Here is a 23,787-nt window from a genome sequence, read left to right as displayed (position 1 = left end):
TGTTGATAATCAGGTGGCTATTGGTGTTTGCAATAAAGGATGTAATTTGTTGTGGTTAAAAAAATGCAATTTTGTAGAAAGTTAAATTTTAATCTTGGGAACCTTCTTCCTATAAAAATTGTAAAATTAGCGTACTAAATGTAAATTGAGCCATGAAATACCACCTAATGTTAAATGGGCTTAATTTATTAGAATAGTTTGTTTGTTATTTTTTAGATTGTATTTGAAGTGTACTTAAATAAGAGAATTCTATATGATTTTCTAAACAAGAACAAGTGAACTATTGTTATCACACTAAAACATACACATGAGTTTAAGCGAAGTAGTATTACTTATTGAAGATTTAGATTTGGTTGCTTTTTATGGTCAAAATGATAATAACCTTAATGCTGTGCGCAAAGCTTATCCTGACGTAACAATTACTTCTAGAGGAGGAATGGTCAAATTGAATGGAGAAAAAAAGCGTGTACAAGAGGTTAAGGGGAAATTGGAAATGATGACCAAGATGCTTCGCCAGTACGGAGAATTGAGCAAGGCTAATATCAAAGATATTTTAAGTGGAGAAAATCCGTTTCTTACCAAGGTAAAGAAAGACAGCAAAAATATTATTGTACATGGTCGAAATGGAAAACCCATTTTGCCAAGGACTCAGAATCAAAAAAAGTTAGTCGAACTTTCGAACGAAAACGATATCTTGTTTGCTATTGGACCAGCTGGAACAGGAAAAACCTATACGGCTGTAGCCTTAGCCGTTCGTGCTTTAAAATTGGGTATTGTAAGTCGAATTATCTTGACACGACCAGCTGTAGAGGCTGGCGAAAACTTGGGATATTTGCCAGGGGATTTAAAAGACAAAATTGATCCTTATTTGCGTCCTCTCTACGATGCACTAGATGATATGATTCCACCCGATAAGTTGGCGTTGTATATGCAAAATAGAGTAATTGAAGTAGCGCCATTGGCATTTATGCGTGGTCGTACGTTGGATAATTCTTTTATTATTTTGGATGAGGCACAAAATACAACAGAGACTCAGTTAAAGATGTTTCTAACTCGTCTGGGACCTTATGCAAAATGTATTATTACAGGAGATTTGTCCCAAATAGATTTACCTCGCAAGCAGCAGTCAGGTTTAATTAAGAGTTTGAATATTTTAAGAAATATCGATGGTATTGGTATGTTGCAACTAACTAGTGCAGATGTAGTGCGTCATCGTTTGGTGAAACAAATTATTGATGCTTACGAAAAGCATACAGAAACAAAACCAATTCCCAAAAAAGGAAAAAAAGCTGAGGAAAAAGACGAAGATTCTGCTAAAGATTCTGAATAATAGTTTATCTATAAAAATTACAAGAAAGTCACTTTGGAATTTAATTCAGAGTGACTTTTTTTATGAGATTAGAGATCTTAAAAAAATGCCTTGGGAGAAAGGAGGTGCGGCAATTTATAATGAACTATTGATTTTTAAATATAAAATCTTATCTTGTTCATTCTGAAATTATATCTAATAATCGTGAACACTTACTTACAAAAGAATGGCAAAAACAAAAAAGAAACGTGAGGCTGTAGAAGAGACTGCTCAACATCAAAGAAACGAAGGTATTGCTTTGGATATGAATTATGTTAGAAGCCTAAATGTTAATAGAAGTGCCGTAGAACGTAGAGCAGCCACGATAGGCACCCGTCGTTCTGTCAAAAAAGAATGGCAAGCTGCCTGGTTATTAAGAGCGGTTACATGTATTGATTTGACGACTTTAGCAGGAGATGATACCCCTAGTAATGTACAGCGTTTGTGTGCCAAAGCTAGGCAACCTGTGCGCCAAGATTTGTTGGAAGCTATGGGGATGGAAAAAATGGGAATTACAACAGGGGCAGTTTGTGTTTATCATAATTTAATAATAGAAGCTAAAAAGGCTTTGAAAGGTAGTCATATTCCAATTGCCGCTGTGTCTACTGCTTTTCCTGCCGGCTTAATTCCGTTGAAAGAACGATTAAAACAAATCGAACTTTCGGTGGCAGCAGGAGCAGAAGAAATTGATATTGTTATTCATCGGGCACAAGTTTTAACAGGAGATTGGGAAGGACTTTATCAAGAAATGAAGCAAATGCGTGCTGCTTGTGGAGCTGCCCATATGAAAGCTATTTTGGCAACCGGAGAACTTTCAACATTGACCAATATAGCCAAGGCAAGTCATGTTTGTATGATGGCAGGCGCAGATTTTATCAAAACAAGTACAGGAAAAGAATCTGAAAATGCGACTTTGCCAGTTAGTTTGACAATGTTGCGAGCCATTCGCGATTATCATGAACGAACAGGCTACAAGGTAGGATTCAAACCAGCAGGAGGTATTCGAACCGCAAAACAGGCTTTGAATTGGTTGATTTTGGTCAAGGAAGAATTGGGAGATGAATGGCTAAACAATACCCTGTTTCGTTTTGGTGCCAGTAGTTTGTTGGGAGATATAGAACGCCAGTTAGAGCATTTTGTAACAGGACGTTACTCGGCTTCTTATCGTCATCCAATGGCTTAAATTGTTGAACTGTTTTAGGCATACCATGTAAAGGCTTAAATTAAAATGTAGAATTAAACAATGAGTATTAAGAAAATATTTGAAACCATGGAATATGGTCCTGCACCAGAAAGCACAAAAGCAGCTTTTGATTGGTTGAATACACACAACAATAAATTTGGGTATTATTGTAATGGTAAATGGGAAGCTCCATCTACTAAAACTTATTTCCCAACGGTTAACCCTTCTAATCAAGAGGTGTTGGGAGAAATAGCACATGCTGGAGAAAAAGATGTTAATAAAGCGGTAAAAGCTGCCAAAAAAGCACTCCCTCAATGGGGTAAATTAGGGGCTCATGGGCGGGCTCGATACTTATATGCTTTGGCACGCAAAATTCAAAAACACGCTAGATTATTTGCGGTTTTAGAGTCATTGGACAATGGGAAACCAATTCGAGAATCTAGGGATATTGATATTCCATTAGTTGCCCGCCATTTCTATCATCATGCGGGGTGGGCACAGTTGATGGATACTGATTTAAAGGAATATAAAGAAGTTGGGGTTATTGGTCAAATAATTCCTTGGAATTTTCCTTTGCTAATGCTTGCTTGGAAAATTGCGCCTGCTTTAGCGATGGGGAATACCGTTGTGCTCAAGCCAGCAGAATCTACCTCCTTAACAGCATTACTTTTTGCGGAAATTTGTGACCAGATTGGTCTGCCAGCGGGAGTTGTTAATATTGTAACAGGGGAAGGAGATACTGGTGCGGCAATTGTTAATCATCCCGATATAGATAAGATTGCTTTTACTGGATCTACAGAGGTAGGGCGCATTATTCGCAAAGCAACAGCAGGAAGTGGGAAAAAACTGTCGTTGGAGTTAGGAGGGAAATCTCCGTTTATTGTATTCGAAGATGCAGACTTAGATTCTGTTGTAGAAGGAATTGTAGATGCAATTTGGTTCAATCAAGGGCAGGTGTGTTGTGCTGGTTCTAGACTGTTGGTTCAAGAAAGCATTGCAGAAAAGTTATATGCAAAAATTAAAGCTCGAATGGCAAAGCTGCGAATAGGAGATCCACTAGATAAGTGTATAGATATGGGGGCGGTAGTAGATGGAACCCAACTCAAAACAATCACCAAACTAGTGCAACAAGGCATTGAAGAAGGAAGCAAGGTGTATCAAGTAAAAGACACTTGTCCCAAAGATGGATTTTATTATCCTCCGACTTTGTTAACGAATGTACAGCCTGCTTCTACCGTGGCGCAAGTTGAAATTTTTGGACCTGTTCTCGTCGCTATGTCATTTAGAACGCATAAGGAAGCGGTTAAATTAGCTAATAATACGAAATATGGGTTGGCAGCTAGTATCTGGACAGATAATATCAATTTAGCGTTAGACGTAGCTCCAAAGATCAAGGCTGGGGTTGTTTGGGTAAATTGTACCAATGTCTTTGATGCAGCGGCAGGATTTGGAGGGTATCGTGAGTCGGGCTTTGGTCGTGAAGGAGGAAAAGAAGGACTATACGAGTACATGGATTTGAAAGTTAAGGACACATTTAGCGATGTTCCGTTTGAAAGACCTAGGACAAAAGAACTAGAATCTTTAACATTGGATAATTTGCCAAAGATTGATAAAACGGCAAAAATGTATATTGGGGGGAAACAGACGCGACCAGATGGAGGCTACTCTATTCAAGTATTTAATCCAAATGGAGTATATATAGGAGATGTCTCTGAAGGAAACCGCAAGGATATTAGAAATGCTGTTGAAGCCGCTTCAAAGGCGAATAGTTGGGCGAGTAAAACGGGACATGCACGAGCACAAGTACTTTATTTCCTCGCTGAAAATATGGAGTATAGAAAGCAAGAGATAGCAACCCGAATAGCACAATCTATTAGCGTTAGTATGGAGGCAGCGGAGGAGGAAGTGAACCTGTCGATTGAACGAATTTATTATTATGCTGCTATGGCTGATAAATATGATGGACAGGTGCATCATACCACTTCTAGAAATATCACTATGGCAATGCCCGAAGCCATCGGAACAATGGCCGTTATATGCCCTAATGAAGCCCCCTTATTAGGTTTTGTATCTACGATTATGCCTGTTCTAGCAATGGGAAATAATGTTGTTGTTGTCCCTTCTGAAACAGCTCCTTTATTAGCAACAGATTTTTATCAACTATTGGAAACTTCCGATGTGCCAGCAGGTACAGTAAATATTGTTACTGGAAATCAAGCAGAATTAGCTAGCGTCTTGGCAAAACATGATAATGTCGATGGCATTTGGTATTTTGGAAATCAAGAAGTTTCTAAAATGATTGAGTTGGCTTCTGCTGATAATATGAAACGAACTTGGGTGGCGAATGGGAAGTATCGCAATTGGTATACGATTGAGCATGGTCAAGGAGAAGTTTTCTTGAGACAGGCTAGTCAAATTAAAAATATTTGGGTGCCTTATGGGGCATAGAGGGAGAGATTAAGTAATGTTTTTATTATAAATTGTTTTTTATAGTACTAAGTTTGATTTTCTCAATAAAAAGAAAGAGTTTTGTTACGAGGAAAAATGTTTTTTTTAAATAAAAATTATTACAATGACAATGAAGTTAACATTTTTTAAAAACTTGTTTTTATGGGGGGCATTTATGAGCCTTTTTTCTTTTAGTGCTACAGCACAATGGGATACTCTAGGACCTGCTTTGGAAACGAATACGGCTGTGGATTATAATGATATAGAGGTATACAATGATACTATTTATGTTGCTTATTCTAGTACATTATATGGAGGGAAAGCGCTTGTTAAAAAGTATGATGGAACAACTTGGCAAGTGCTAGGGGGGCTTGGACTGTCTGCTGGAACTGCTAAAAAGCTAGATTTGGTAATTAATAGTGCTGGAGAGTTATACATTGCTTATATCGATCAACCGAATAGCAATGGTGTAACAGTGATGAAATATGGGAATGGAACTTGGGCACCAGTTGGAACAGTTAATATAGATAATAGCCAATCAGAAGACCCTAGTTTGGCATTTGATAATGCTGATGTTCCTCATATAGCTTATGTATCTGGGGCAAACTTCCCTCAGTTGGAAGTAGTGGTGAAAAAATTTACGGGAACATGGGTTGATGTAGGGTCTGCACTTTATACAAGTTCAGGTTCTTCAAATGATGTACCTAAGGATGTGAATATAACTTTTCCTTCCACAGGAGTTCCTCATGTTAGTTTTGTAGACGGTTTAGGTAGAATTAGAACGCGAAAATTAAGTACTAGCGGTACTTCTTGGTCCGTTATAGGAGCTAATATAAATTTGGCTCAATTACCTCATTTAGGATTTGATCAAAATGATAACCTATATATCACTTATAAAGATAACACAGTTAGTTCTAAAACTAGTGTTAGAAAACTTGTAGGAACTTCATGGACAGCTGTTGGTGTAGATGGTTTTACAACAGGACCTTCTGAGCATCTTAATATAGCGTTTAACTCATCGGGTGTTCCTTATACAGTTCAAACTCAATTTAGTACTACTGTAAACGCAGCGGTTTATGGGTTTGATGGAAACAATTGGAATCTGATCGGAGGGCAACCGGCTATGGGAAGTGTGGAATATACGGATATGGTTATTAGTAATGATGTTATATATTTAGTGTATAAGCAATTTAATACTTGTTATGTAGTGAAATATGATCTAACGGTAGGGATTGATCAAATTCCTACACTAAACAACGATATTACAATTTATCCTAACCCAGTTAAAAATCAATTAACAGTAGAAGGCGTAGAAGACATTGAAACAATTCGTATTTTAACGATGGAAGGGAAAATCATGGAGACTATTACAACGAATCGAAATGTGATTTTTGTTGAAAATTTACCACAAGGAATTTATACGATTGAAGTAATTACTGAAAAAGGTAAGGGGTATAAAAACTTTGTAAAACAATAAAAAATAAAATATTGTTTTGATTATCAGTTTTGACAAGCTGATTAAGAAGAATAGCCAATTGTTACATACAACAATTGGCTATTTTATTTACAGGGCAGCTAAAAAAAATAATCAAAATTGAATTTAATTTTAGTGTGCGGGAGCAAAGAGGCAAGCCGTTGTTGTTCTTGATCAGAGATGGGAACTTTATACAAAACCAGTTCTTCTAGGAGGGTTAATGCCGCCATTTCTTCAGGAAAATGCTCAATAGGATTGTAGGTTAGGTCTAGGCGTCTAAGGTTTTTAAGCATTCCAATACTAGGAGGAAGTTCATAAATTTGATTGTAAGAAAGATCTAATAACTCTAGAGCTTGCCAACCTGCTATCTCATCAGGCAAATAAAAAAGTGCGTTTTTGACTAAATGCAAATGCTGTATTTCTGTCCAATATTCTACTGTAGCAGGTAATGTCTGTAATTGATTTCTAGATAAATCTAAATCTTGTAAATTGTGTAAACATTTTACAGCATTAGGTAGTTTAGTTAATAAATTGTCAGCTAAATGAAGTGCTTTTAGATTGGTCCATAAGTCTAAGTTGGGGGTTATTTCTTGAAGCCTATTTTTATTTAAGTTCAAATATTGGAGGTTGTACAGATCAGTCAAGGGAGAAGAAAGAGTACTTAGAGCATTGTTAGATAAATTAATATGTTCCAATGATTGAAGCTCGGATAGGTTAAGTGGTAATTGTTTAAGGTTTAGGTTTGACCAATCCAATTTAGTATTCACAAATAACTGGACATAGTCTTCTACCGAAGGTGTTTGGGTCGGTACTAAATTGTTATAAGGATGAAGCAATTCCAACAGATTTACCCCTAAGGCTACAGCGATATTTTGCGCTAAAAGGATGTTATCAGGACAACCACTTTTTAAGAGGGATAACAATTGTATATTTTCCTTGGGAGTTGGCACAACTGGCAAATTATTTTTTCTTAGAAAAGAATTAAATGAAAGTAATTGATGTTGCTCACGATCAAATTCAAATTAATCAGATAAAGATACAAACAAGGATGCTTCTATTCTAAAAAAAATAATTAAATTAACGGGGGTTCAAACATTAGTCTGCTGGAGAATCGTATTAACTGTGCAGCTACTAAAGTATACTTTATGATAATACTCCGTTGATTATTCCCTCTGGTCATGAGGGCGCAAGCTTAGTTTTTTAGTTTTGCTACGAACCCGTAGGCTCACGAAGTGAAAATATAAAAAAGTATTTTGCATTAGTTTGATTATCAGTCTTTTAGTGTAAAGGTTGATAGAGAGACATCTTACTGATAATCAACTGCGAAGCACTCATGTAATGAACTAATAAAGTTTAGCTGCGCTGCTACTGCGTGGTTTCAACGGAGTAATGTTATGAGTATTGCATAGTTTATAGTCAATATAGTAGCTTTGAAGTCTATAAAGCTTTGAATAAATGAGCATAGAACCTACTTTTCAAAACCAAAATCAATAAATATATAAAATACCCTTTTAAATGAACATTTTAGTAATAAACTGCGGAAGTTCTTCTGTAAAAGCTGCCGTTATCAATGGAGAAACTGGAAATAATTTGTTGACCATGAGTATAGAGCGAGTTTTAGATAAGCCTCTCGTTCACATCAATGAAACAACTTTAGAGTGTCCTGAGGTAGGACATGAAGCTGCTTTAAATTTTGCTTTACCATTAGTTAAAGAACATTTAGGGAATCATACCTTAGATGGTGTTGGGCATCGTGTTGTGCATGGAGGAAACAAATTTGATACACCTGTTTTGATTGATGAGACCGTCGAAAAAGCCATACAGGATGTCAGTGGCTTGGCTCCGTTGCACAACCCTGTCAATTTATTAGGAATTACTGTAGCTCGAAATGTATTTAGCAACTTGCCTCATGTAGCTGTTTTTGATACTTCTTTTCATCAAACAATGCCCAAACGTGCTGTTGAATATGCATTGCCAAAGCAAATTCGAGAAAAGCATGGTTTACGTCGTTATGGGTTTCATGGAACAAGCCATGAGTATGTGGCTGAATTGGCAGCAGAACATTTGCAAGCAGATTTAAATTCTTTAAGGGTGATTACTTGCCATTTGGGAAATGGAGCTAGTGTGACGGCTGTTGAGTATGGACGTTCTGTGGAGACTTCTATGGGAATGACTCCTTTAGAAGGTCTGGTTATGGGAACTCGTTCTGGAGATGTTGATCCTGGTATTTTGTTGCATGTGGCAAGAGAAGAAGAAATGTCTATGAAAGACTTAGATCAATTGCTGAATAAAAAAAGTGGCTTGGTTGGATTGTCTGGATGGAGTAATGATATGAGAGATATTATTGAAAAATCAACGAATGGAGACGAGGATTGCCGTTTGGCTTTACAAGTATTTACACATCGTTTACGTAAGTATATTGGCGCTTATGCGGCGGTAATGGGCGGTGTTGATGCCATTATATTTACAGGTGGTATTGGTGAGAATAGTCCTGTGGTTCGACATCGTACAACACAACGTCTCGATTTTTTGGGAGCTTTGATTAATGAAGATAAAAACCATGACATAAAGCTATCGGATGACGAACCTGTGCAAGATTTTTCTATGAATCATAGTCGTGTAAAGCTATTGGCAGTTAAGACTAATGAGCAATATGCAATTGCTCAAGAAGCACTACGGATTATACAAGAAAAAACAAAGGTAAATACGATTCCAACGATTCCCATTGCTGTTTCTGGGCGTCATATTCATTTAACTCAGGATGCCGTAGATGCCTTGTTTGGAAAAGGGTATGAATTGACTGAGAAAGCACCTTTATCTCAGCCAGGGCAGTTTGCTTGCAATGAACAGGTAACAATTGTCGGACCTAAAAACCAAATAGAACGTGTGCGTGTGCTAGGACCAACTCGCCCTAAAAATCAATTGGAAATCTCTAGAACGGATGAATTTTTCTTAGGAGTAGATGCCCCCGTTCGAGCGTCGGGAAAGGTTGAAAACACCCCTGGTATTAAACTAATTGGTCCTGAAGGTGTTTATAATATGACAGAAGGAGTTATTTGCGCTTGGCGACACATACACATGACTCCTGAAGATGCTCAAGTATTTGGCGTGGCAGATAAAGATATTGTTGATGTAGAAGTAAGCAACGGTTTGAGACCATTAACCTTTGGAAATGTATTGGTTCGAGTTTCACCCAAATACAAGTTAGAAATGCATATCGATACGGATGAAGCCAATGCGGCAGAATTGCCTAGGTATTCGGAAGGAGTGTTAAATAAAACCAAAGGAAGTGCTCACCTTCTTAAACGTAAAAAAAGACATTAAGCGTATTGTTTATTTTTAATTGCTTGCAATTCAGTTGTTTGTTTTGCTTTTAGAAAGTTGGAACGACAATTGCAATAAGATAAGTACAAACAATTGAAATGTTAATTTATTTTCTAATGTTTGAGTTCTTTTAAGGATTAATTGGCTTCTGATATAGAAAAAAGTCGATTAATTTTATTGAGATAATTAGTTGTTGTCTTTATTATGTACTATCTTGTATGTAATAATGAGCCTATAGCAAACTAATTTTAACACCTTAAATTTAAAAATCATGAGGCTATTAACATCCGTTTTTGCACTAATCTTATTGATGTCTTGTTCTGTTTTAGGACAAAATTTAGGTGCAGCACCAAGTATGGGAGCTCCAAAAGCAACAGAGGCTAAAGATATTGTTATAAAATTAAATGAAACCACAGGAAAGATAGAATTATTCGATGCAAAAAGTAATCAAAGTATTACACAACAGTATCAATTAGATCTTCTTGAAGTCGAAATTTTTGACGCCAATGGCGAATATGCAGGTTCGTTAGAACTGAAAGATTTTGCGCTGCCAAAAAATGAAATAGAAAAAACAGAAAAGGTAAAAGTTGCCAATATGCGCTTTAAACATATGGCATCTGGAGAACAAATGACATTGTCTAATGTTGATTTTGCTAGATAAGGATGCAAACACATTTTAATCGAGCATTTAAGTACGGAGATGGTTTGTTTGAAACAATTCGAGTTCGTCAAGGCAAAATTCTTTTTTTAGAAAAACATTTTGCTAGACTATCTAAAGGGTTGAGTACCTTGCAAATGCAAGACTCCCAAAAGCCACTGTCTCTAAATAACTTTCAAGAAATTTTACAAGATTTTTTATCAAAACAGAGTGATGCGAATCTCAGAATTCGCATCACTTTTTTTAGAAAAGGAGGTGGATTGTATACTCCTAATGAAACAGATTATGATTATTATATAGAAGGCAGTCCTTTGTGTCAAGAAGCTTTTGAGTTGAATATTGATGGTCTTCGATTAGGGTGTTGCACGACTGTGCAATTACCTATAGATCAACTTTCTAACCTTAAAACAACCAGTGCCCTTCCATATGTGCTGGCAGCTTTAGAAAAAAAAGCAAAGGCTTGGCAAGATTGCTTGATACTTAATTCAAAAGGAGCAATAGCCGAATCAATTGCTGCCAATGTGTTTGTCGTTAAAAATCAAAAAATTTATACACCAGATTTGAATGAGGGGTGCATTGCAGGTGTCATGCGGCAAAATGTCATCGAAATTGCTGAAGAAATGAAGATGGTGTTGGAACAAGGAACGCTTGTTTGGAAAGATGTTTTGGAAGCAGACGAAATTTGGCTGACCAATTCAATTAGAGGAATTCAATGGGTTTCTCAAGTAGAAGGAAGGTCTAATATTTTAACCAACAAGAGGGCAAAACGGTTGATAACTAGGCTTAATCAAAAAGTTGAAGCCAAATTATAAGCGTCTAAATAGGGCAGTTTTTAAATTAAATGACTATATTAATATAATACTCCGTTGATTTTTTAGTTTTTCTACAAAAAACGTAAAAAAGCATCTTGTATTAGTTTGATTACCAGTCTTTTAGTGCAAAAGTTGGTAAAAATACATCTTGCTGATAATCAAACTAATACGATTTTTCAACGGAGTAATGTTAATAGTCATTTTTTGCTTTTTGTTCACAATGCAAGCATACTATAAAAAGAATCAAAAGTAATTGCTTACTGGATTAAAAACTTTTTGCTAGTTGTGGCAGATAGCCTTTTATTGCTCTTTTGAATACTATTGTTCTGCCCCTTGTCAAGGGGATAAAAGAATATTTTAGAAAGTCCCGTTGTTTTAGAAAAGACCCCCTTATGGATTTAGAAACTGTAGATGATCATTTTCATGATATTGAAAATGTAGATGATGTGCCCTTAAATAGGTCAGTATTACATCTTTTGGCAAAGAATAGTCAATTAAAAGCAGAAGAACTTGAATTAGGTTATCAAAAAAGTTCTCTGTATCCAACTTCTCAAGAATGGCTTAATATTGCTTACCGCTTCTTTCTAGGTGTGGGACTACTCTTGTTCCTTTCTGGCATTATTTTCTTTTTTGCGTATAATTGGGATAGCTTGCACAAGTTTGCAAAATTGGGTTTGATCCAATTGGGGATATTGAGCATTGGAATTCCTTTGATCGTGACAAAACCTTCTGACTTTATTATAAAGTTAGGTTTAACAGCAATTTCTGTTCTAGTAGGAATTGCTTTTGCTGTATTTGGGCAGATTTACCAGACAGGAGCAGATGCTTACGACTTTTTCTTAGGATGGTCTGTATTTGTAACTGCGTGGGTTGCTATTGCTGCTTTTCCATTTTTATGGTTTTTCTACCTAGTCTTAATCAATATAACAATAGTCTTGTACCTTGTACAAGTTCAAATGTACACACATGAAGAAGTGCTAAGTTTAATCATAGCTTTTATCAATACAATCGCGTTGTGTCTCTGGGAATATGCGATTAAAGGAGACCGTAGCGATTGGGTGCATGCTTTATTGACAAGGATGATTGGTGCAGTAGTAGTCATTACTCTGACGATAGGTATGATTTGGGTGATATTTGATTTTAGAGCAGCAGTAGACTTATCAGTAATAAATATAGTATTTTATTTAGGGGTATTAATTGGAGGAAGTTGGTACTACATTAAAAAAGGCAAAGACATTGGCTTTACAACAATGCTTGCTCTTTCTGTATTAGTAATTGGCAATGCTTGGATTATATCTCTTGTAGACCACAATTTTAATGAGGGGATCTTTTTATTGCTGAGTATTGGAAATCTAGGAGCAACTGTTTTTTTAGTGATGAAACTTGTTCAAATCAAAAAAAGATGGGAGCAGATAGCGAAAGAAACTTCAAGCCCTTATAATCAACTAGACCATGAAGCTTAAAAACAAAATAAATTTAAAAGGGTTATTAAAAATATATAAGGAAGCAGGAGTTAACCCTAAGTTGGATACAAAGGCTTTTCAAAAAGATTATCAGCGTTTAGAAGATAATAAAACGTCTGTATTAATTCAAATTTTAATTTTTGGAGGGGCACTATTTGCGGCTGGTTTCTTTTTTTCTTTTTTGGCAGCGATAGGTTTGCTCGACTCCAGAGTAGGAATGCTTGGGTTAGGAGTTATGATTACAATACTTAGCCTGATTATTCCATATGCCTCTAATCAAAAAACGAATACAGAGTCTGTTTCGATGGCGCTGATGATTGTAGGAACAGTTTTGTTTTCGATTGGTTTTATAGGAGGAAGAGAGAGTTTTGAGGCATTCCTTTGGGTGTCTTTGGTGGTATCATTATTGATAACAATTTTGGCAGGGAGTCATTTGCAAAAATTTGCAGCAATATGTTGTTTTAATGCTTGTGCTTATTGGCTTATTGCCGAATATTGGAAAATCCCTGTTTTATTTAATTTCCTCATTCTTGTAAATGCTATAATTGTTACTATTGGGTGGTTAAAGGAAGCAAAAGTTTTGAGTAGTTATCCTTGGTTAGGGCAATGGTATAGTTCAATACTAAATGCCTGTTCTATTTCTATGATTGGATTGTTATCAGGGTCTGTAAATTGGAATGGGGGCTACCAAAATGAAGGTCAATTAGCTGAATGGGGGAGCTACTGGTGGATTTCAACGTTGTTGTTACTTAGTCTGGTAATTTGGTCGCTCAGCGAAACGATTGATTTAGTAGGCAAGCAGGTTCCCAAGATTCCTATTTTGGTTGGAACGAGTATCGCATTATTATTGCTAATAAAAGCACCAGGAATAGTAGGAGGTATTTTGCTTTTGTTTTTGGGTATTTATTCTGGATATCGCTTATTGGCTGGACAAGGAATTTTGACCATATTCTTTTTCACAGTTCTATTTTATTACAACTTAAATACGACTTTATTATTTAAGTCGATGTTGATGATAGGTGCTGGTCTGTTATTTTTAGCTTTGGGAGCAGGGATGAAACGCATACATGATTCAGAGTTGTCAAAGCCCTCTAAATAAATATTATGAAAGGATACAAAAAAGTCATTTTTATAAGCAACTTAATTTTATTTTTTGGCGTGTTTAATTGGATGATTGTTCAGAAAGAAAATACGATAAAAAATGGAACCTTAGTGTTGTTAGATTTATATCCTCTAGACCCAAGATCGCTAATGCAGGGAGATTATATGCGGTTGAGGTATGAGATGACGAATACTTGGAATATGGACGACAGTTTTTCTCCTAGAGGATATTGCATTGTTAAAAAAAGTGCTACTAATGTGGCTTCTTACGAACGCTTACAAGACAACAATAAGGGGTTGGCATCTGATGAAATTGCAATTAAGTATTATGGTAGTAGTTCGGGGAGTATAAAAATAGGCGCAGAGTCCTTTATGTTTGAAGAAGGGCAAGCAGCTACTTATGAAAAGGCAGCGTATGGAGGTTTGAGGGTTGCTGCGGATGGCTCAGCAGTGCTGGTTGGGTTGTATGATGCCTCAGGGCAGAAAATTATAAATAATTACGATATAGAGTAGAATGGAAGATTTTTTTGCAGAAAACAACAAACAACCTAGGGAATTAGAGGATTCATTTGAACGTGTTTTTGATTTGTCCCCAGATTGTATGCTCAAAATAAGGACAATAGATTTAAGATTTGTTGCTGTAAATCAACAAGCTTGTGATTTATATGGTTACAGCAAAAAAGAATTTTATACAATGTCAGTGTTTGATGTTGATTTAGACAGTAGCGCAAAAAATAGGATTAATGCTCTTTTGGAGCAATATCACATTGGAGAGGTCATTGATGTAGAAGGAATTAGCAAGAAAAAAAATGGAACCTTATTTCCTGTCCAAGTTCGCTATTCTAAAATTGACGAAAATCATGTGTTAGCGGTTGTTCGTGAACTATCTGAAAAGAAAAAAAATGAAAATCTCAATCTAGAATTATTGAATGTTTTAGAAATACAAAAACGACAAAACCTTGAATTACGTTTAAATAAAGATGTCCTTCGAATGGTTGCTAGACAAGAGCCTGTGGATGATATTTTATTAATGCTGGCGGAACGAATGGAAGGACTATTAGAAGAAGTTAGGGTCTCTATTTTGTTGTTGGATGGCAATCGTCTATTGGTCAAATCGGCGCCTAGTTTGCCCAAAGAATTTATTGAATCAATCCATGGAATTACTGTTGGGGTTGATATTTTGCCTTGTTGTATTGCTGCAGAATCAAAAAGACAGGTGATTGTCCCTAATTTACATACTGATCCATTTTATATTAACTGTAGAGATTTGGCAAAGACGTTTGGAATTACGTCTTGTTGGTCGACTCCTATTATTTCGCCCAAGGGAGAAGTTTTGGGTACTTTTGCATTTTATTCTGCAACGGTTAGGGAACCTGTGTCGATAGAAATGGATTTGATTTTGATGGCAGCAGACTTGGCAGAAGTTGCTATAGAGCAGAGTTATTACAAAACAAGTTTAAAAAAAATTAATAAAAAATATTTAAAACAAAACAAAGAATTAGAAATAACCAAAAAAATTCTAGAAGAGGATAAAAAGATCCTAGAAGATAGAGAAGAACAATTGAAAGAAGCGCAATTACTCTCTAAAGTAGGTAGTTGGCACTATACCTTTGATACACAAGAGTTGCTATGGTCAGAACAACAATACCGAACGTATAATGTAGATCTTTCTACTCCGACAACAGAACTTTACAATATTTATATCAAAAAAATAAAAAAAGAGGACGAAGAAAAATTTCGGAATGTCATTATTGCAGCCATAGAAGGAGACGACCCTAACTTTAAGTACGAGCATAAGTTTTTGGACGACAGTGGTACGTATCGTTATATACTAGGCATTGGTCGAGTTGAAAAAGATGCAACAGGCAAAACGCTTTATATTAAAGGAACTGAGCAGGACGTAACAGAATTAAAGTTGGCTCAAGAAGCTGCCCTCAAAAATGAATTAAAGTTTAATGAGTTGATTTCTAACATCAACGAAATTGTTTTTATTGTAGAGCTAGAAGACGAAAAAGAGTATAATAATCCGATCACTTATATCAATGGAGATACGATTGGTATCTTTGGATACACGCACCAAGAGCTCAAAAATGATCCTCTATTGTGGCCTAGTAGAATTCATTCGGATGATTTTGAATTGGTAGTAGCGCAAGGAGAAAAATTACACGAAACAGGGAAACCTATTGTTAGAGAGTATCGCTTTAAACATAAAGATGGTTATTATTTGTGGATAGAGGATAATATATCTGTTGGAGGAGAGGAGAATAAGCAGACTAGATTGTATGGGAGTGCTAGGGATATTACCAAACGAAAAAAATCGGAGGCCGCAATTTTAGAAGGAAGAGAACGATTGCAGTTGGCAACGCAAGCCGCTCGTTTAGGGAGTTATGATTGGCAAATTGCAGAGAATTTATTGCATTGGAACGATAGAATGTATGAATTGTTTGGTTTGGAAAAAGGAGTTGGGAATGCCTTTTATAATAAAAATGAATACATTGCTTCTATCTTGCACCCAGATGATCAAGTAAGGGTAATGAATGCTTATTTATACAATCTTAGCAATAGAGAATTGTTTAATTATAAAAATGAATACCGTGTAATTATTCATGGAAAGATAAAATACATCGAAAGTCATGTCATTTATTTTCGAGATAAAAAGGGTATTGCTTCTAGGGTTATTGGTACCTGTTTGGATGTAACAGAGCGAAAAGAGGCAGAGGCACTTTTGATTTCTAATGAAGAAAAAGACGTTTTACTTAAAGAGATTCATCATCGAGTGAAAAATAATTTGCAAGTAATTACCAGTCTTTTGAGTTTGCAGTCAAGTTATCTTAAGGACGATGACCAAAAACGAATTTTTGCAGATAGTCAGTATCGAATCAATTCTATGGCAATTGTTCATGAAATGTTGTATCAGTCGGATAATCTCTCTAAGTTAGATTACCGCCATTATTTGCGAGAATTGAGTGAATATTTAATTCGTTCTATTAAGGGCGCTGATAATAATGTCGAGTTGATATTGAATATTCCAGATATTAGTTTGGGCATAGATACAGCGATTCCTTTAGGATTGCTCATTAATGAAATATTAACCAATTCTTTAAAATATGGAATTAAGAAAGACAATGCAGGGATTATTACTATAGCCATACATCGACAAGAAAATGAGGATACAATATCTCAGAAAGCTTCCTTTGTGTTAGAAATAGGAGATGATGGAGAAGGCTATTCTGATAGTATTAATTTTAAAAATACCAATTCCTTAGGTTTGAGGTTAATCAATAACTTAACCCGTCAACTAGAAGGAACCATGCAAAAAGATAACTCTAAAAAAGGAACCAATTATATCATTTCATTCAAAGAGGTTTAAATGTTACGTATTCTTATCTGCTTATTAATGGCAACGGTTGTTCAGGCTAATCCTATTGAGCCAATTGTTGTGACAGATCAAACACTACAAATTAACGGAGAACAACGTTTTTTCTTTGCATTCGAAACAGGAGATGAAATTGTATTGGATCTTTCTATGTTAAAAGGAAAGTTTGTTAAAGCCGTTGAAGTCTTGGTTTATCAAGGCGAAACAAAGTATCAAGTATTGCAAGTAGATGCTTTGAATCGAAAGAAAATTCGAGTATTTGAACGAGCGATTTATGAGTTTAGGTTAAAGTCGGGAGGAGCAAAACGGGTTCGGTTCAAAATAGAACGCATTCCTTATTCGAGTGCTAGAGTTGATTTTGATACGCACGTAGAATGGCGGACGATAACAGATACTATTCGCCGAAATTATAGCGAAAAAATCACCACTATTTATGATACTTCTTATGTAACTAAATATCGTAGAGTTTTAAAAAGAACAGATTTAGATGTCGTTGAAGTTGCTAATCAAGAGGAACGAGTCCATTCCAGAACCAACTTAACCAATGACAATATTAGCACTCTAAGTTTTAATTTACCTCCTTCTATTCAAGAAAATTCTTTGGAGCAGCAAGTCGTAGGTTGGGCGTATTGGGTTGGAGTAGGACAGGAAGGGACTGAAAGTTATAACAAAGAACTAAAAAAGTTTCTTCAAACTGCGGCAACAAAAATTGTTACTAAAAACATCTTAGCAGGATTAGCTCTAGGAGTTTATGCTGTTTCTGTCAATCCTCCGCAGGGAGAAAATATTCAATACGAATTGTTTGTTGAGAATAAGGGGCAAAAAACTCGGATTGCTTCAGGAGATGTAACAACTGCTTTTGGTCGAGAAACGAAGGAACTGCAAGGAAAAGTACACCTAATCTTGAATAATGATAATTTTTTGAATGGATTAAATGTTGGGTTTAAAATAGCTGCTGTTGTTGAACGACGTATTTATAGGATGGAAGGGTATCAAGAACGAAAAATTGCAGCGTTGGAACTAAAAGATATTAAAGGGCGGGTAATTCTTAGAAAACGTGAGGTGCCTGTTATTAATGCGTGGTGATTGAACCAACAAAAAAAGCCCTGTATGGTATTTGACCATGCAGGGCTTGCAAAATATTGTTGCTTTAGTTGTTTTTGATTACTTCAACGCGTTTGTTTTCTTCTTCAGGTGCTGGCTCGGATTTGGTTTCTTCGGTAGAGGTGGCTTTTGCTCCGACACCAACTTCATTACCTTTATCATCCAACATTTTTAAAAGTTTTCCTTTGTCGTAAAACATTGTCCGCATGACGTAGCCATTGTCATCGTATTCTTTCCATTCACCATCACGAGCATAGTCGCGGATATAGGTATTGGTTTCAGGATCGAAAACTTCAGTTACCTTAGGATGATAACTTCCCTCTAGTTTTAGTTTCTGATTTCTGAAAAATGCCTGATATTCGCCTGTACGGACAGCCTTTCTTCCTGTTATTTTGGTTGATTCAATACGTTTTTTAGGTTCCAAACCATAGTCCTTGTAAATATCAAAACGGCGATCCAACTCAGCAGGCTCAATGGAATAACTAGGATCTGTAATCCAAGTAGCAAAATTGTAATTCATACGATAAAAATTAGGCAATTCTACCAATTGAAAATGATACTCATAAGGAAGCTTTAAAGTGTAATAAATCGTATCGATAGTAACATCAGAAGGGTTGGGAGAAAAAACAGTGGTTCCTTTTTCTTCGATATTCCCATTATTGTAATAACGCACAAAAGGACCTGTCGGCAAACCATCTTTATAAGTCGTTTCATATTTTAATTTGCCATTATCATGGTATTGCATAAATTTGCCATTTAAAACCCCATTTTCGTAAATAGCTGCTTGATAATTTTTACGTTCTATGGTAGATTTCCAAAAACCATGACGTTTGCCATTGCGATTATAATTCCCTGTTTCTACAAACTCGCCTTTTAGGCCTTGGTTGTATTCAATCCATCGACCTATTTTTTTTCCATTGGAGTAGGTTCCAATACCAGAAAGCAGTTCTTCTGTGCCAAATTTGGGGTGATAATCAACCCGGTAGTATTCTAATTTTCCACTTTTGTTGCCGTCGTCAAAGTTAAACATCCCTTTGACGTGCATGGTTGGTTCTGGGTAGTAATCATAGGTCCAGTTACCTATTTTGATGCCATTTTGATAAAAACCATCCGTCATTTTTTTACCACTATTATAAAATACCCATTGACCATGACGAATACCAGTGCTCATTAACCCTGTTGCTAGAATTTTTCCAGTAGGACTATAATAACTACAAGTGCCATCCATCAAGCCATCCACAAAATTTGCATCTACTCTAATTTTCGTTTGTGTACTAATAAAAGTCCAAGTGCCCGTTTTTTGTCCAGCAGCATTATAGTCTCCTTTTACATCAGGCACTCCTGTATATCGACTGACGGGAGAAACATAATAAAGCCATCTTCCTTCTTTGACTCCATCGTTATAATTTCCTTCTGCATAAACCAAATCTCGGTCATCTTTATGTACCCATCGCCCAACTTTGACACCATTTTCTTTACGATTCTCTTGCGCAATCAGTTGACTAGTCAAAGCTATTAGTAGTACAACAACAAGTAGTTTGTTAATCATGTTTATATTAGATTGTGATAATTCGTGAAACTCTTTATGTAAAAATAGGGTTTTTATTTGAAAGTTAGAATATCGTTCAAAATTTAAAGTGGCTTTATCAAAATAGAACTTTAATTCGAGATTGTTCTTACTCTAGTAGAGGTCTTTCAAAGCCAAAAAATTGTACTATCTCTGCCTAACAGATGATATTACAGTCATTGTAGCTGTAGTGATTGATGGCGATTTTCTAACAAATTATTAAACTTAAACCCAACATAATATAACAATAATGAAACCGAATCATAAGAAAATTAGTAAATTCTTAAGCCTAGTGTTAAGACATAAACCTGAAATTATACAACTAAATTTAGATGAAAATGGCTGGGCTAAAACCGAAGAATTACTGCATCAATTAGCAAAACATAATAGAAAAATAAGCTTTCCTATTCTGGAAGAAGTTGTTGCTAATAATGATAAGCAACGTTTTGCTTTTAATACAGATAAAACAAAAATTCGAGCAAGCCAAGGGCATTCTATAGATATTAGTTTAGGTTATCAATCTGTTAGACCACCTCGCATATTATATCACGGTACAGCAACTCGGTTTTTAGATTCCATTCTAGAAAAAGGTCTGCTAAAAAGAAATCGACACCACGTTCACTTATCTAAAGATATACATACGGCTAGCAATGTGGGGAGCCGACACGGCAAAGTGGTTATATTGGAAATCCGAGCTAAAGAAATGCATGAGGCAGGATTTGAATTTTTTGTATCAGAAAATCAAGTCTGGTTAACGGATCATGTACCTGTTGAATATTTGTCTTTAGTAGAAACTTTGGACTAGTATTTATGCATATAAAAAAGGCGTTAGCCATCGTTTTGAGTAAAACTTACGTTTTATAGGGGGAGTAGACGAGATGTTTAAATTGTTGTTGTGTAATAACCTGCATAGTATCAGTTGCTTAGTGATTGAGATCTGTTAAAAAATAGACTTGAATACCTTATTTTTAACGAAGATTTAAAGAACTATTTTCCAATTTTAACACATAAAAAGCCTACTACATCACTAATATATTCTTAACGAAAGCCAATTTATGACAAAAAACTTTACATTTATGCATTAAGCAATTCTTTAGAAATAATCATAACCCTTATGCGTTGTATTTTTTTGTTGGCTTTTGTGACAACCCTTTTGTACACCAACTTTTCCTTTGCCCAAGACGAGCAATTGATGGGAACCATTATAGGAACGGTTCTATTAGATGATGGTACACCAGGTACTGGCGTTTTAATTTTGGTAGAAGGTACAGATATTAACACCGTAACCAGTGTAAATGGCGAATATAAATTGTTGGTGCCTGCCAACAAACGAATAAACATTAGCTATAGCTACCTTGCTTATAAAACATATAAAGAACTGGGGGTAAAAGTAGCTCCCAAAAAGCCCATAAGATTAGATGTAACATTGCTCTCGGATGCTGTTAGTGGTCCTGAGGCAATTGTGGAATCTTTCGAAAAACGAGAGATAGACGCCTTGCATGTTGAGAAAGCAGATATTGAGCGCATTCCGACCACAGATGGGAACTTAACCTCTCTTATCAAGTATTTGGCACCAGGGGTAACCGCAGGAACGGGGGGAGAGTTGACGTCTCAGTACTCTGTTCGAGGAGGAAACTACGACGAAAACTTGGTGTATGTCAATGATTTTGAAATATACCGTCCATTGTTGGTTCGATCTGGACAGCAGGAAGGGTTAATTTTTCCAAATGGAGATATGTTGGATTATTTATCGTTTTCTTCAGGAGGATTTAAAGCTCAATATGGAGATAAAATGGCTTCGGTTTTGGACGTGCATTATCGCCGCCCCTACGAGTTTGAAGCTTCTGTTGGCGGTTCTTTATTAGGAGGGAGTGTCTATGTAGGAGGTGCTGTTTATAAAGATTCTATTTCTAAACAACGAAAAGTCCCCAATCGTTTTACTTATACCTTAGGGGCTCGTTACAAAACAACTTCTTATTTGTTATCTTCTTTAGATGTCAAAGGAGAGTATGTGCCTCAATTTGTAGATATACAAGGCGATTTTATTTATGATATTAATGAAAAATGGCAAGTAGAAGCTATTGGACATTATTCTAATTCCATCTATTCTTTGATTCCTAGAGAGAGTTCTACCACAACAGGGTTATTCAACCAAGCCTTGCGCTTGACCACTTTGTTTGAAGGGCAAGAAATTTCTAATTTTGAGAATTTTACAGCGGGAACAGCGATTACCTTTTTGCCTTGGGGAGGCGGAAGAGATAAAGAAATTGATACAACAGCTACAGTAGCAACTAATCTAAAGCTAAAATTGTTGGCATCTCATTATCAATCGAATGAAAACGAACGAATTGATATTATCAACTTTTACAAATTAGACGAAATAGAAACTGGTCTGGGGGAAGATAATTTTGGAGAAGTAATTGGAACGCTGGCTTATGGTGAAACGCATCACTTTGCTCGAAATTTTTTACAAGCAAACGTAACCAATGTTCAGTTAAAAGGGACTTGGTTGTACGACCGTTACGAAAGAACAGGGATTGAGAATCATCATTGGTTGAAGTGGGGAATTGGCTACAAAAATGAAATTATCAACGATAAGTTGAAGGAATGGCGTCGATTGGACTCGTTGGGTTATACTTTGCCTGTTGATACAAACCAAGTGTATATTCCCAATTATATTCGTACTACTGTTAATTTGAATTCTCATCGTCTAAATGCCTACGTTCAAAATACATGGGAACACAAATCAATGAAGCATTTGTTTCGGATGACGGCAGGTGTACGTGCTAGTTATTGGACACTCAACAAAGAGCTAATTGTTTCTCCTCGTTTGCAGATGTATTACACGCCTAGACGTTATCAAAATTCAATTGCAGATACCACTAAGAAAACAAAAGATTTAACCTTTAAATTAGCCACAGGCTTATACTATCAATCGCCTTTCTATAGAGAGTTGCGTGACTTGAGAGGTGAGGTAAACACGGGCGTAAGGGCACAAAAATCCGTGCATGTGTTGGGAGGAATTGTCTGGGATTTTATTATGTTTAAGCGTCGTTTTAAATTTATAACAGAGGCTTATTATAAACATCAATGGGACTTGATACCATACGATATAGAAAATGTTCGCATTCGATACTATGGAGACAATTTAGCAACAGGATATGTAGCAGGATTGGATTTGAGGCTAAATGGAGAGCTGGTAGACGGTTTGGAATCTTGGATTAATCTATCATTTTTAAGAGCAAGAGAATCTTTTAATGGCGTTAATCATGGTGTCAGAACGTTGAATGGAACGACTATTGATACCACATACTTGTCTGATGCCCCCAAAGCAACCGACCAGTTGGTGATTTTTTCTATGTACTTTCAAGATGATTTTCCGAAAGCTCCTTGGGCACGACTAAATTTTGCGTTTACAGTAGGAACAGGCTTGCCATTTGGTATTCCTGAAAACAATGTACAATTTAGAAATTCTTATCGTTTTGCAGCTTATCATAGAATTGACATTGGGGCTTCTTTTGGGCTTTGGGATCGCAAGATTCATATTGACAAAAAATATGATGGAAACAAAGCACTATTTAAAAAAACGTCCAAACACGCACTAAGAGGAATTCGAGGAATTTGGGTTAGTTTTGAGGTGTTTAATCTAATGGATGTTAAAAATGTGGCTTCGAATACTTGGATTAAAGATTTTTCGAATCGCAGCTATGCTATTCCTAATGTATTAACCTCTAGACGCTTTAATGTACGATTCAAGATTGATTTTTAAAAAGTTGATAAAAGTTTTTTGATTGTTATTTAATTGGTTTATAGGTTTTTATAAAATTATTTTAATTTAATTATAGAAAGTTCTATCGATAATTGTATGTGAAGTTTTGAGTCATGTGTTTTATTTTAGATGCATAACTTATTTGAAAACCAAAAACTTC

Annotated in this window: 16 protein-coding genes; 14 read left to right on the top strand and 2 right to left on the bottom strand. The window is 35.9% G+C overall.

Annotation, left to right across the window (positions count from 1 at the left end):
* Positions 1-307 precede the first annotated feature (307 nt).
* From QP953_RS18305 to QP953_RS18290, 4 genes are all read left to right on the top strand, one after another.
* Positions 308-1,330, top strand: a complete 1,023-nt coding sequence (locus tag QP953_RS18305; protein ID WP_052594350.1) for a PhoH family protein — start codon at positions 308-310, stop codon at positions 1,328-1,330.
* Positions 1,331-1,535: 205 nt separating this feature from the next.
* A complete protein-coding gene (deoC, locus tag QP953_RS18300; RefSeq protein ID WP_309552276.1) occupies positions 1,536-2,531 on the top strand; it encodes a deoxyribose-phosphate aldolase in 996 nt (331 codons plus the stop codon).
* Between the two features lie 60 nt (positions 2,532-2,591).
* Entirely contained in the window at positions 2,592-4,979 is a 2,388-nt protein-coding gene (locus QP953_RS18295; RefSeq protein WP_309552274.1) for an aldehyde dehydrogenase family protein, read from the top strand.
* 124 nt (positions 4,980-5,103) lie between these two features.
* Positions 5,104-6,456, top strand: coding sequence for a T9SS type A sorting domain-containing protein (locus QP953_RS18290; RefSeq protein WP_309552272.1), 1,353 nt, complete (start codon positions 5,104-5,106; stop codon positions 6,454-6,456).
* Positions 6,457-6,554: 98 nt separating this feature from the next.
* Here QP953_RS18290 and QP953_RS18285 read toward each other — a convergent pair whose 3' ends face one another.
* Positions 6,555-7,403, bottom strand: a complete 849-nt coding sequence (locus tag QP953_RS18285) for a leucine-rich repeat domain-containing protein (RefSeq protein ID WP_309552271.1) — start codon at positions 7,401-7,403, stop codon at positions 6,555-6,557.
* A 565-nt stretch (positions 7,404-7,968) separates the two neighbouring features.
* Between QP953_RS18285 and QP953_RS18280 the strand changes: the two genes are divergently transcribed.
* From QP953_RS18280 to QP953_RS18245, 8 genes are all read left to right on the top strand, one after another.
* Positions 7,969-9,777: an acetate/propionate family kinase gene (locus QP953_RS18280; protein WP_309552270.1), complete on the top strand. Its 1,809-nt coding sequence runs from the start codon at positions 7,969-7,971 to the stop codon at positions 9,775-9,777.
* Between the two features lie 271 nt (positions 9,778-10,048).
* Positions 10,049-10,438, top strand: coding sequence for a hypothetical protein (locus tag QP953_RS18275; RefSeq protein WP_156039682.1), 390 nt, complete (start codon positions 10,049-10,051; stop codon positions 10,436-10,438).
* A 2-nt stretch (positions 10,439-10,440) separates the two neighbouring features.
* A complete protein-coding gene (locus tag QP953_RS18270; protein ID WP_309552268.1) occupies positions 10,441-11,247 on the top strand; it encodes an aminotransferase class IV in 807 nt (268 codons plus the stop codon).
* 392 nt (positions 11,248-11,639) lie between these two features.
* Positions 11,640-12,710, top strand: coding sequence for a DUF2157 domain-containing protein (locus QP953_RS18265; protein WP_309552266.1), 1,071 nt, complete (start codon positions 11,640-11,642; stop codon positions 12,708-12,710).
* Positions 12,700-13,809: a DUF4401 domain-containing protein gene (locus QP953_RS18260; RefSeq protein ID WP_309552265.1), complete on the top strand. Its 1,110-nt coding sequence runs from the start codon at positions 12,700-12,702 to the stop codon at positions 13,807-13,809. Before QP953_RS18265 ends, QP953_RS18260 begins: the two co-directional genes overlap by 11 nt.
* Before the next feature lie 5 nt (positions 13,810-13,814).
* The gene (locus QP953_RS18255) at positions 13,815-14,324 is read left to right on the top strand and encodes a GDYXXLXY domain-containing protein (protein ID WP_052594332.1); all 510 of its coding nucleotides are present in this window, start codon (positions 13,815-13,817) and stop codon (positions 14,322-14,324) included.
* 1 nt (position 14,325) lies between these two features.
* Complete coding sequence (locus QP953_RS18250) at positions 14,326-17,181, top strand: PAS domain-containing protein (RefSeq protein WP_309552263.1); 2,856 nt, start codon at positions 14,326-14,328, stop codon at positions 17,179-17,181.
* Positions 17,182-18,273 (top strand): hypothetical protein, encoded by a 1,092-nt coding sequence (locus tag QP953_RS18245; RefSeq protein WP_309552261.1) that lies wholly within the window; start codon positions 17,182-17,184, stop codon positions 18,271-18,273.
* A 64-nt stretch (positions 18,274-18,337) separates the two neighbouring features.
* Here QP953_RS18245 and QP953_RS18240 read toward each other — a convergent pair whose 3' ends face one another.
* On the bottom strand, positions 18,338-19,840 hold the full coding sequence (locus QP953_RS18240) for a toxin-antitoxin system YwqK family antitoxin (protein WP_052594325.1): 1,503 nt from the start codon (positions 19,838-19,840) through the stop codon (positions 18,338-18,340).
* 310 nt (positions 19,841-20,150) lie between these two features.
* Between QP953_RS18240 and QP953_RS18235 the strand changes: the two genes are divergently transcribed.
* Both QP953_RS18235 and QP953_RS18230 read left to right on the top strand, forming a co-directional pair.
* Positions 20,151-20,663 carry an RNA 2'-phosphotransferase gene (locus QP953_RS18235; RefSeq protein WP_309552260.1) on the top strand — a complete coding sequence of 171 codons (513 nt, stop codon included), beginning with the start codon at positions 20,151-20,153 and terminating at the stop codon, positions 20,661-20,663.
* A 309-nt stretch (positions 20,664-20,972) separates the two neighbouring features.
* Positions 20,973-23,627 (top strand): TonB-dependent receptor plug domain-containing protein, encoded by a 2,655-nt coding sequence (locus QP953_RS18230; RefSeq protein ID WP_309552258.1) that lies wholly within the window; start codon positions 20,973-20,975, stop codon positions 23,625-23,627.
* Positions 23,628-23,787 lie beyond the last annotated feature (160 nt).

Source organism: Aureispira sp. CCB-E (assembly GCF_031326345.1).
Classification (GTDB): domain Bacteria; phylum Bacteroidota; class Bacteroidia; order Chitinophagales; family Saprospiraceae; genus Aureispira.
The sequence above is the reverse complement of the archived record's forward strand: the minus strand, read 5'-3'. Positions and strand labels throughout refer to the sequence as shown.

Coding starts and splice junctions, on each gene's coding strand:
- QP953_RS18305 (WP_052594350.1), top strand. CDS start 308: ATGAGTTTAAGCGAAGTAGTATTACTTATTGAAGATTTAGATTTGGTT.
- deoC (WP_309552276.1), top strand. CDS start 1,536: ATGGCAAAAACAAAAAAGAAACGTGAGGCTGTAGAAGAGACTGCTCAA.
- QP953_RS18295 (WP_309552274.1), top strand. CDS start 2,592: ATGAGTATTAAGAAAATATTTGAAACCATGGAATATGGTCCTGCACCA.
- QP953_RS18290 (WP_309552272.1), top strand. CDS start 5,104: ATGACAATGAAGTTAACATTTTTTAAAAACTTGTTTTTATGGGGGGCA.
- QP953_RS18280 (WP_309552270.1), top strand. CDS start 7,969: ATGAACATTTTAGTAATAAACTGCGGAAGTTCTTCTGTAAAAGCTGCC.
- QP953_RS18275 (WP_156039682.1), top strand. CDS start 10,049: ATGAGGCTATTAACATCCGTTTTTGCACTAATCTTATTGATGTCTTGT.
- QP953_RS18270 (WP_309552268.1), top strand. CDS start 10,441: ATGCAAACACATTTTAATCGAGCATTTAAGTACGGAGATGGTTTGTTT.
- QP953_RS18265 (WP_309552266.1), top strand. CDS start 11,640: ATGGATTTAGAAACTGTAGATGATCATTTTCATGATATTGAAAATGTA.
- QP953_RS18260 (WP_309552265.1), top strand. CDS start 12,700: ATGAAGCTTAAAAACAAAATAAATTTAAAAGGGTTATTAAAAATATAT.
- QP953_RS18255 (WP_052594332.1), top strand. CDS start 13,815: ATGAAAGGATACAAAAAAGTCATTTTTATAAGCAACTTAATTTTATTT.
- QP953_RS18250 (WP_309552263.1), top strand. CDS start 14,326: ATGGAAGATTTTTTTGCAGAAAACAACAAACAACCTAGGGAATTAGAG.
- QP953_RS18245 (WP_309552261.1), top strand. CDS start 17,182: ATGTTACGTATTCTTATCTGCTTATTAATGGCAACGGTTGTTCAGGCT.
- QP953_RS18240 (WP_052594325.1), bottom strand. CDS start 19,840: ATGATTAACAAACTACTTGTTGTTGTACTACTAATAGCTTTGACTAGT.
- QP953_RS18230 (WP_309552258.1), top strand. CDS start 20,973: ATGCGTTGTATTTTTTTGTTGGCTTTTGTGACAACCCTTTTGTACACC.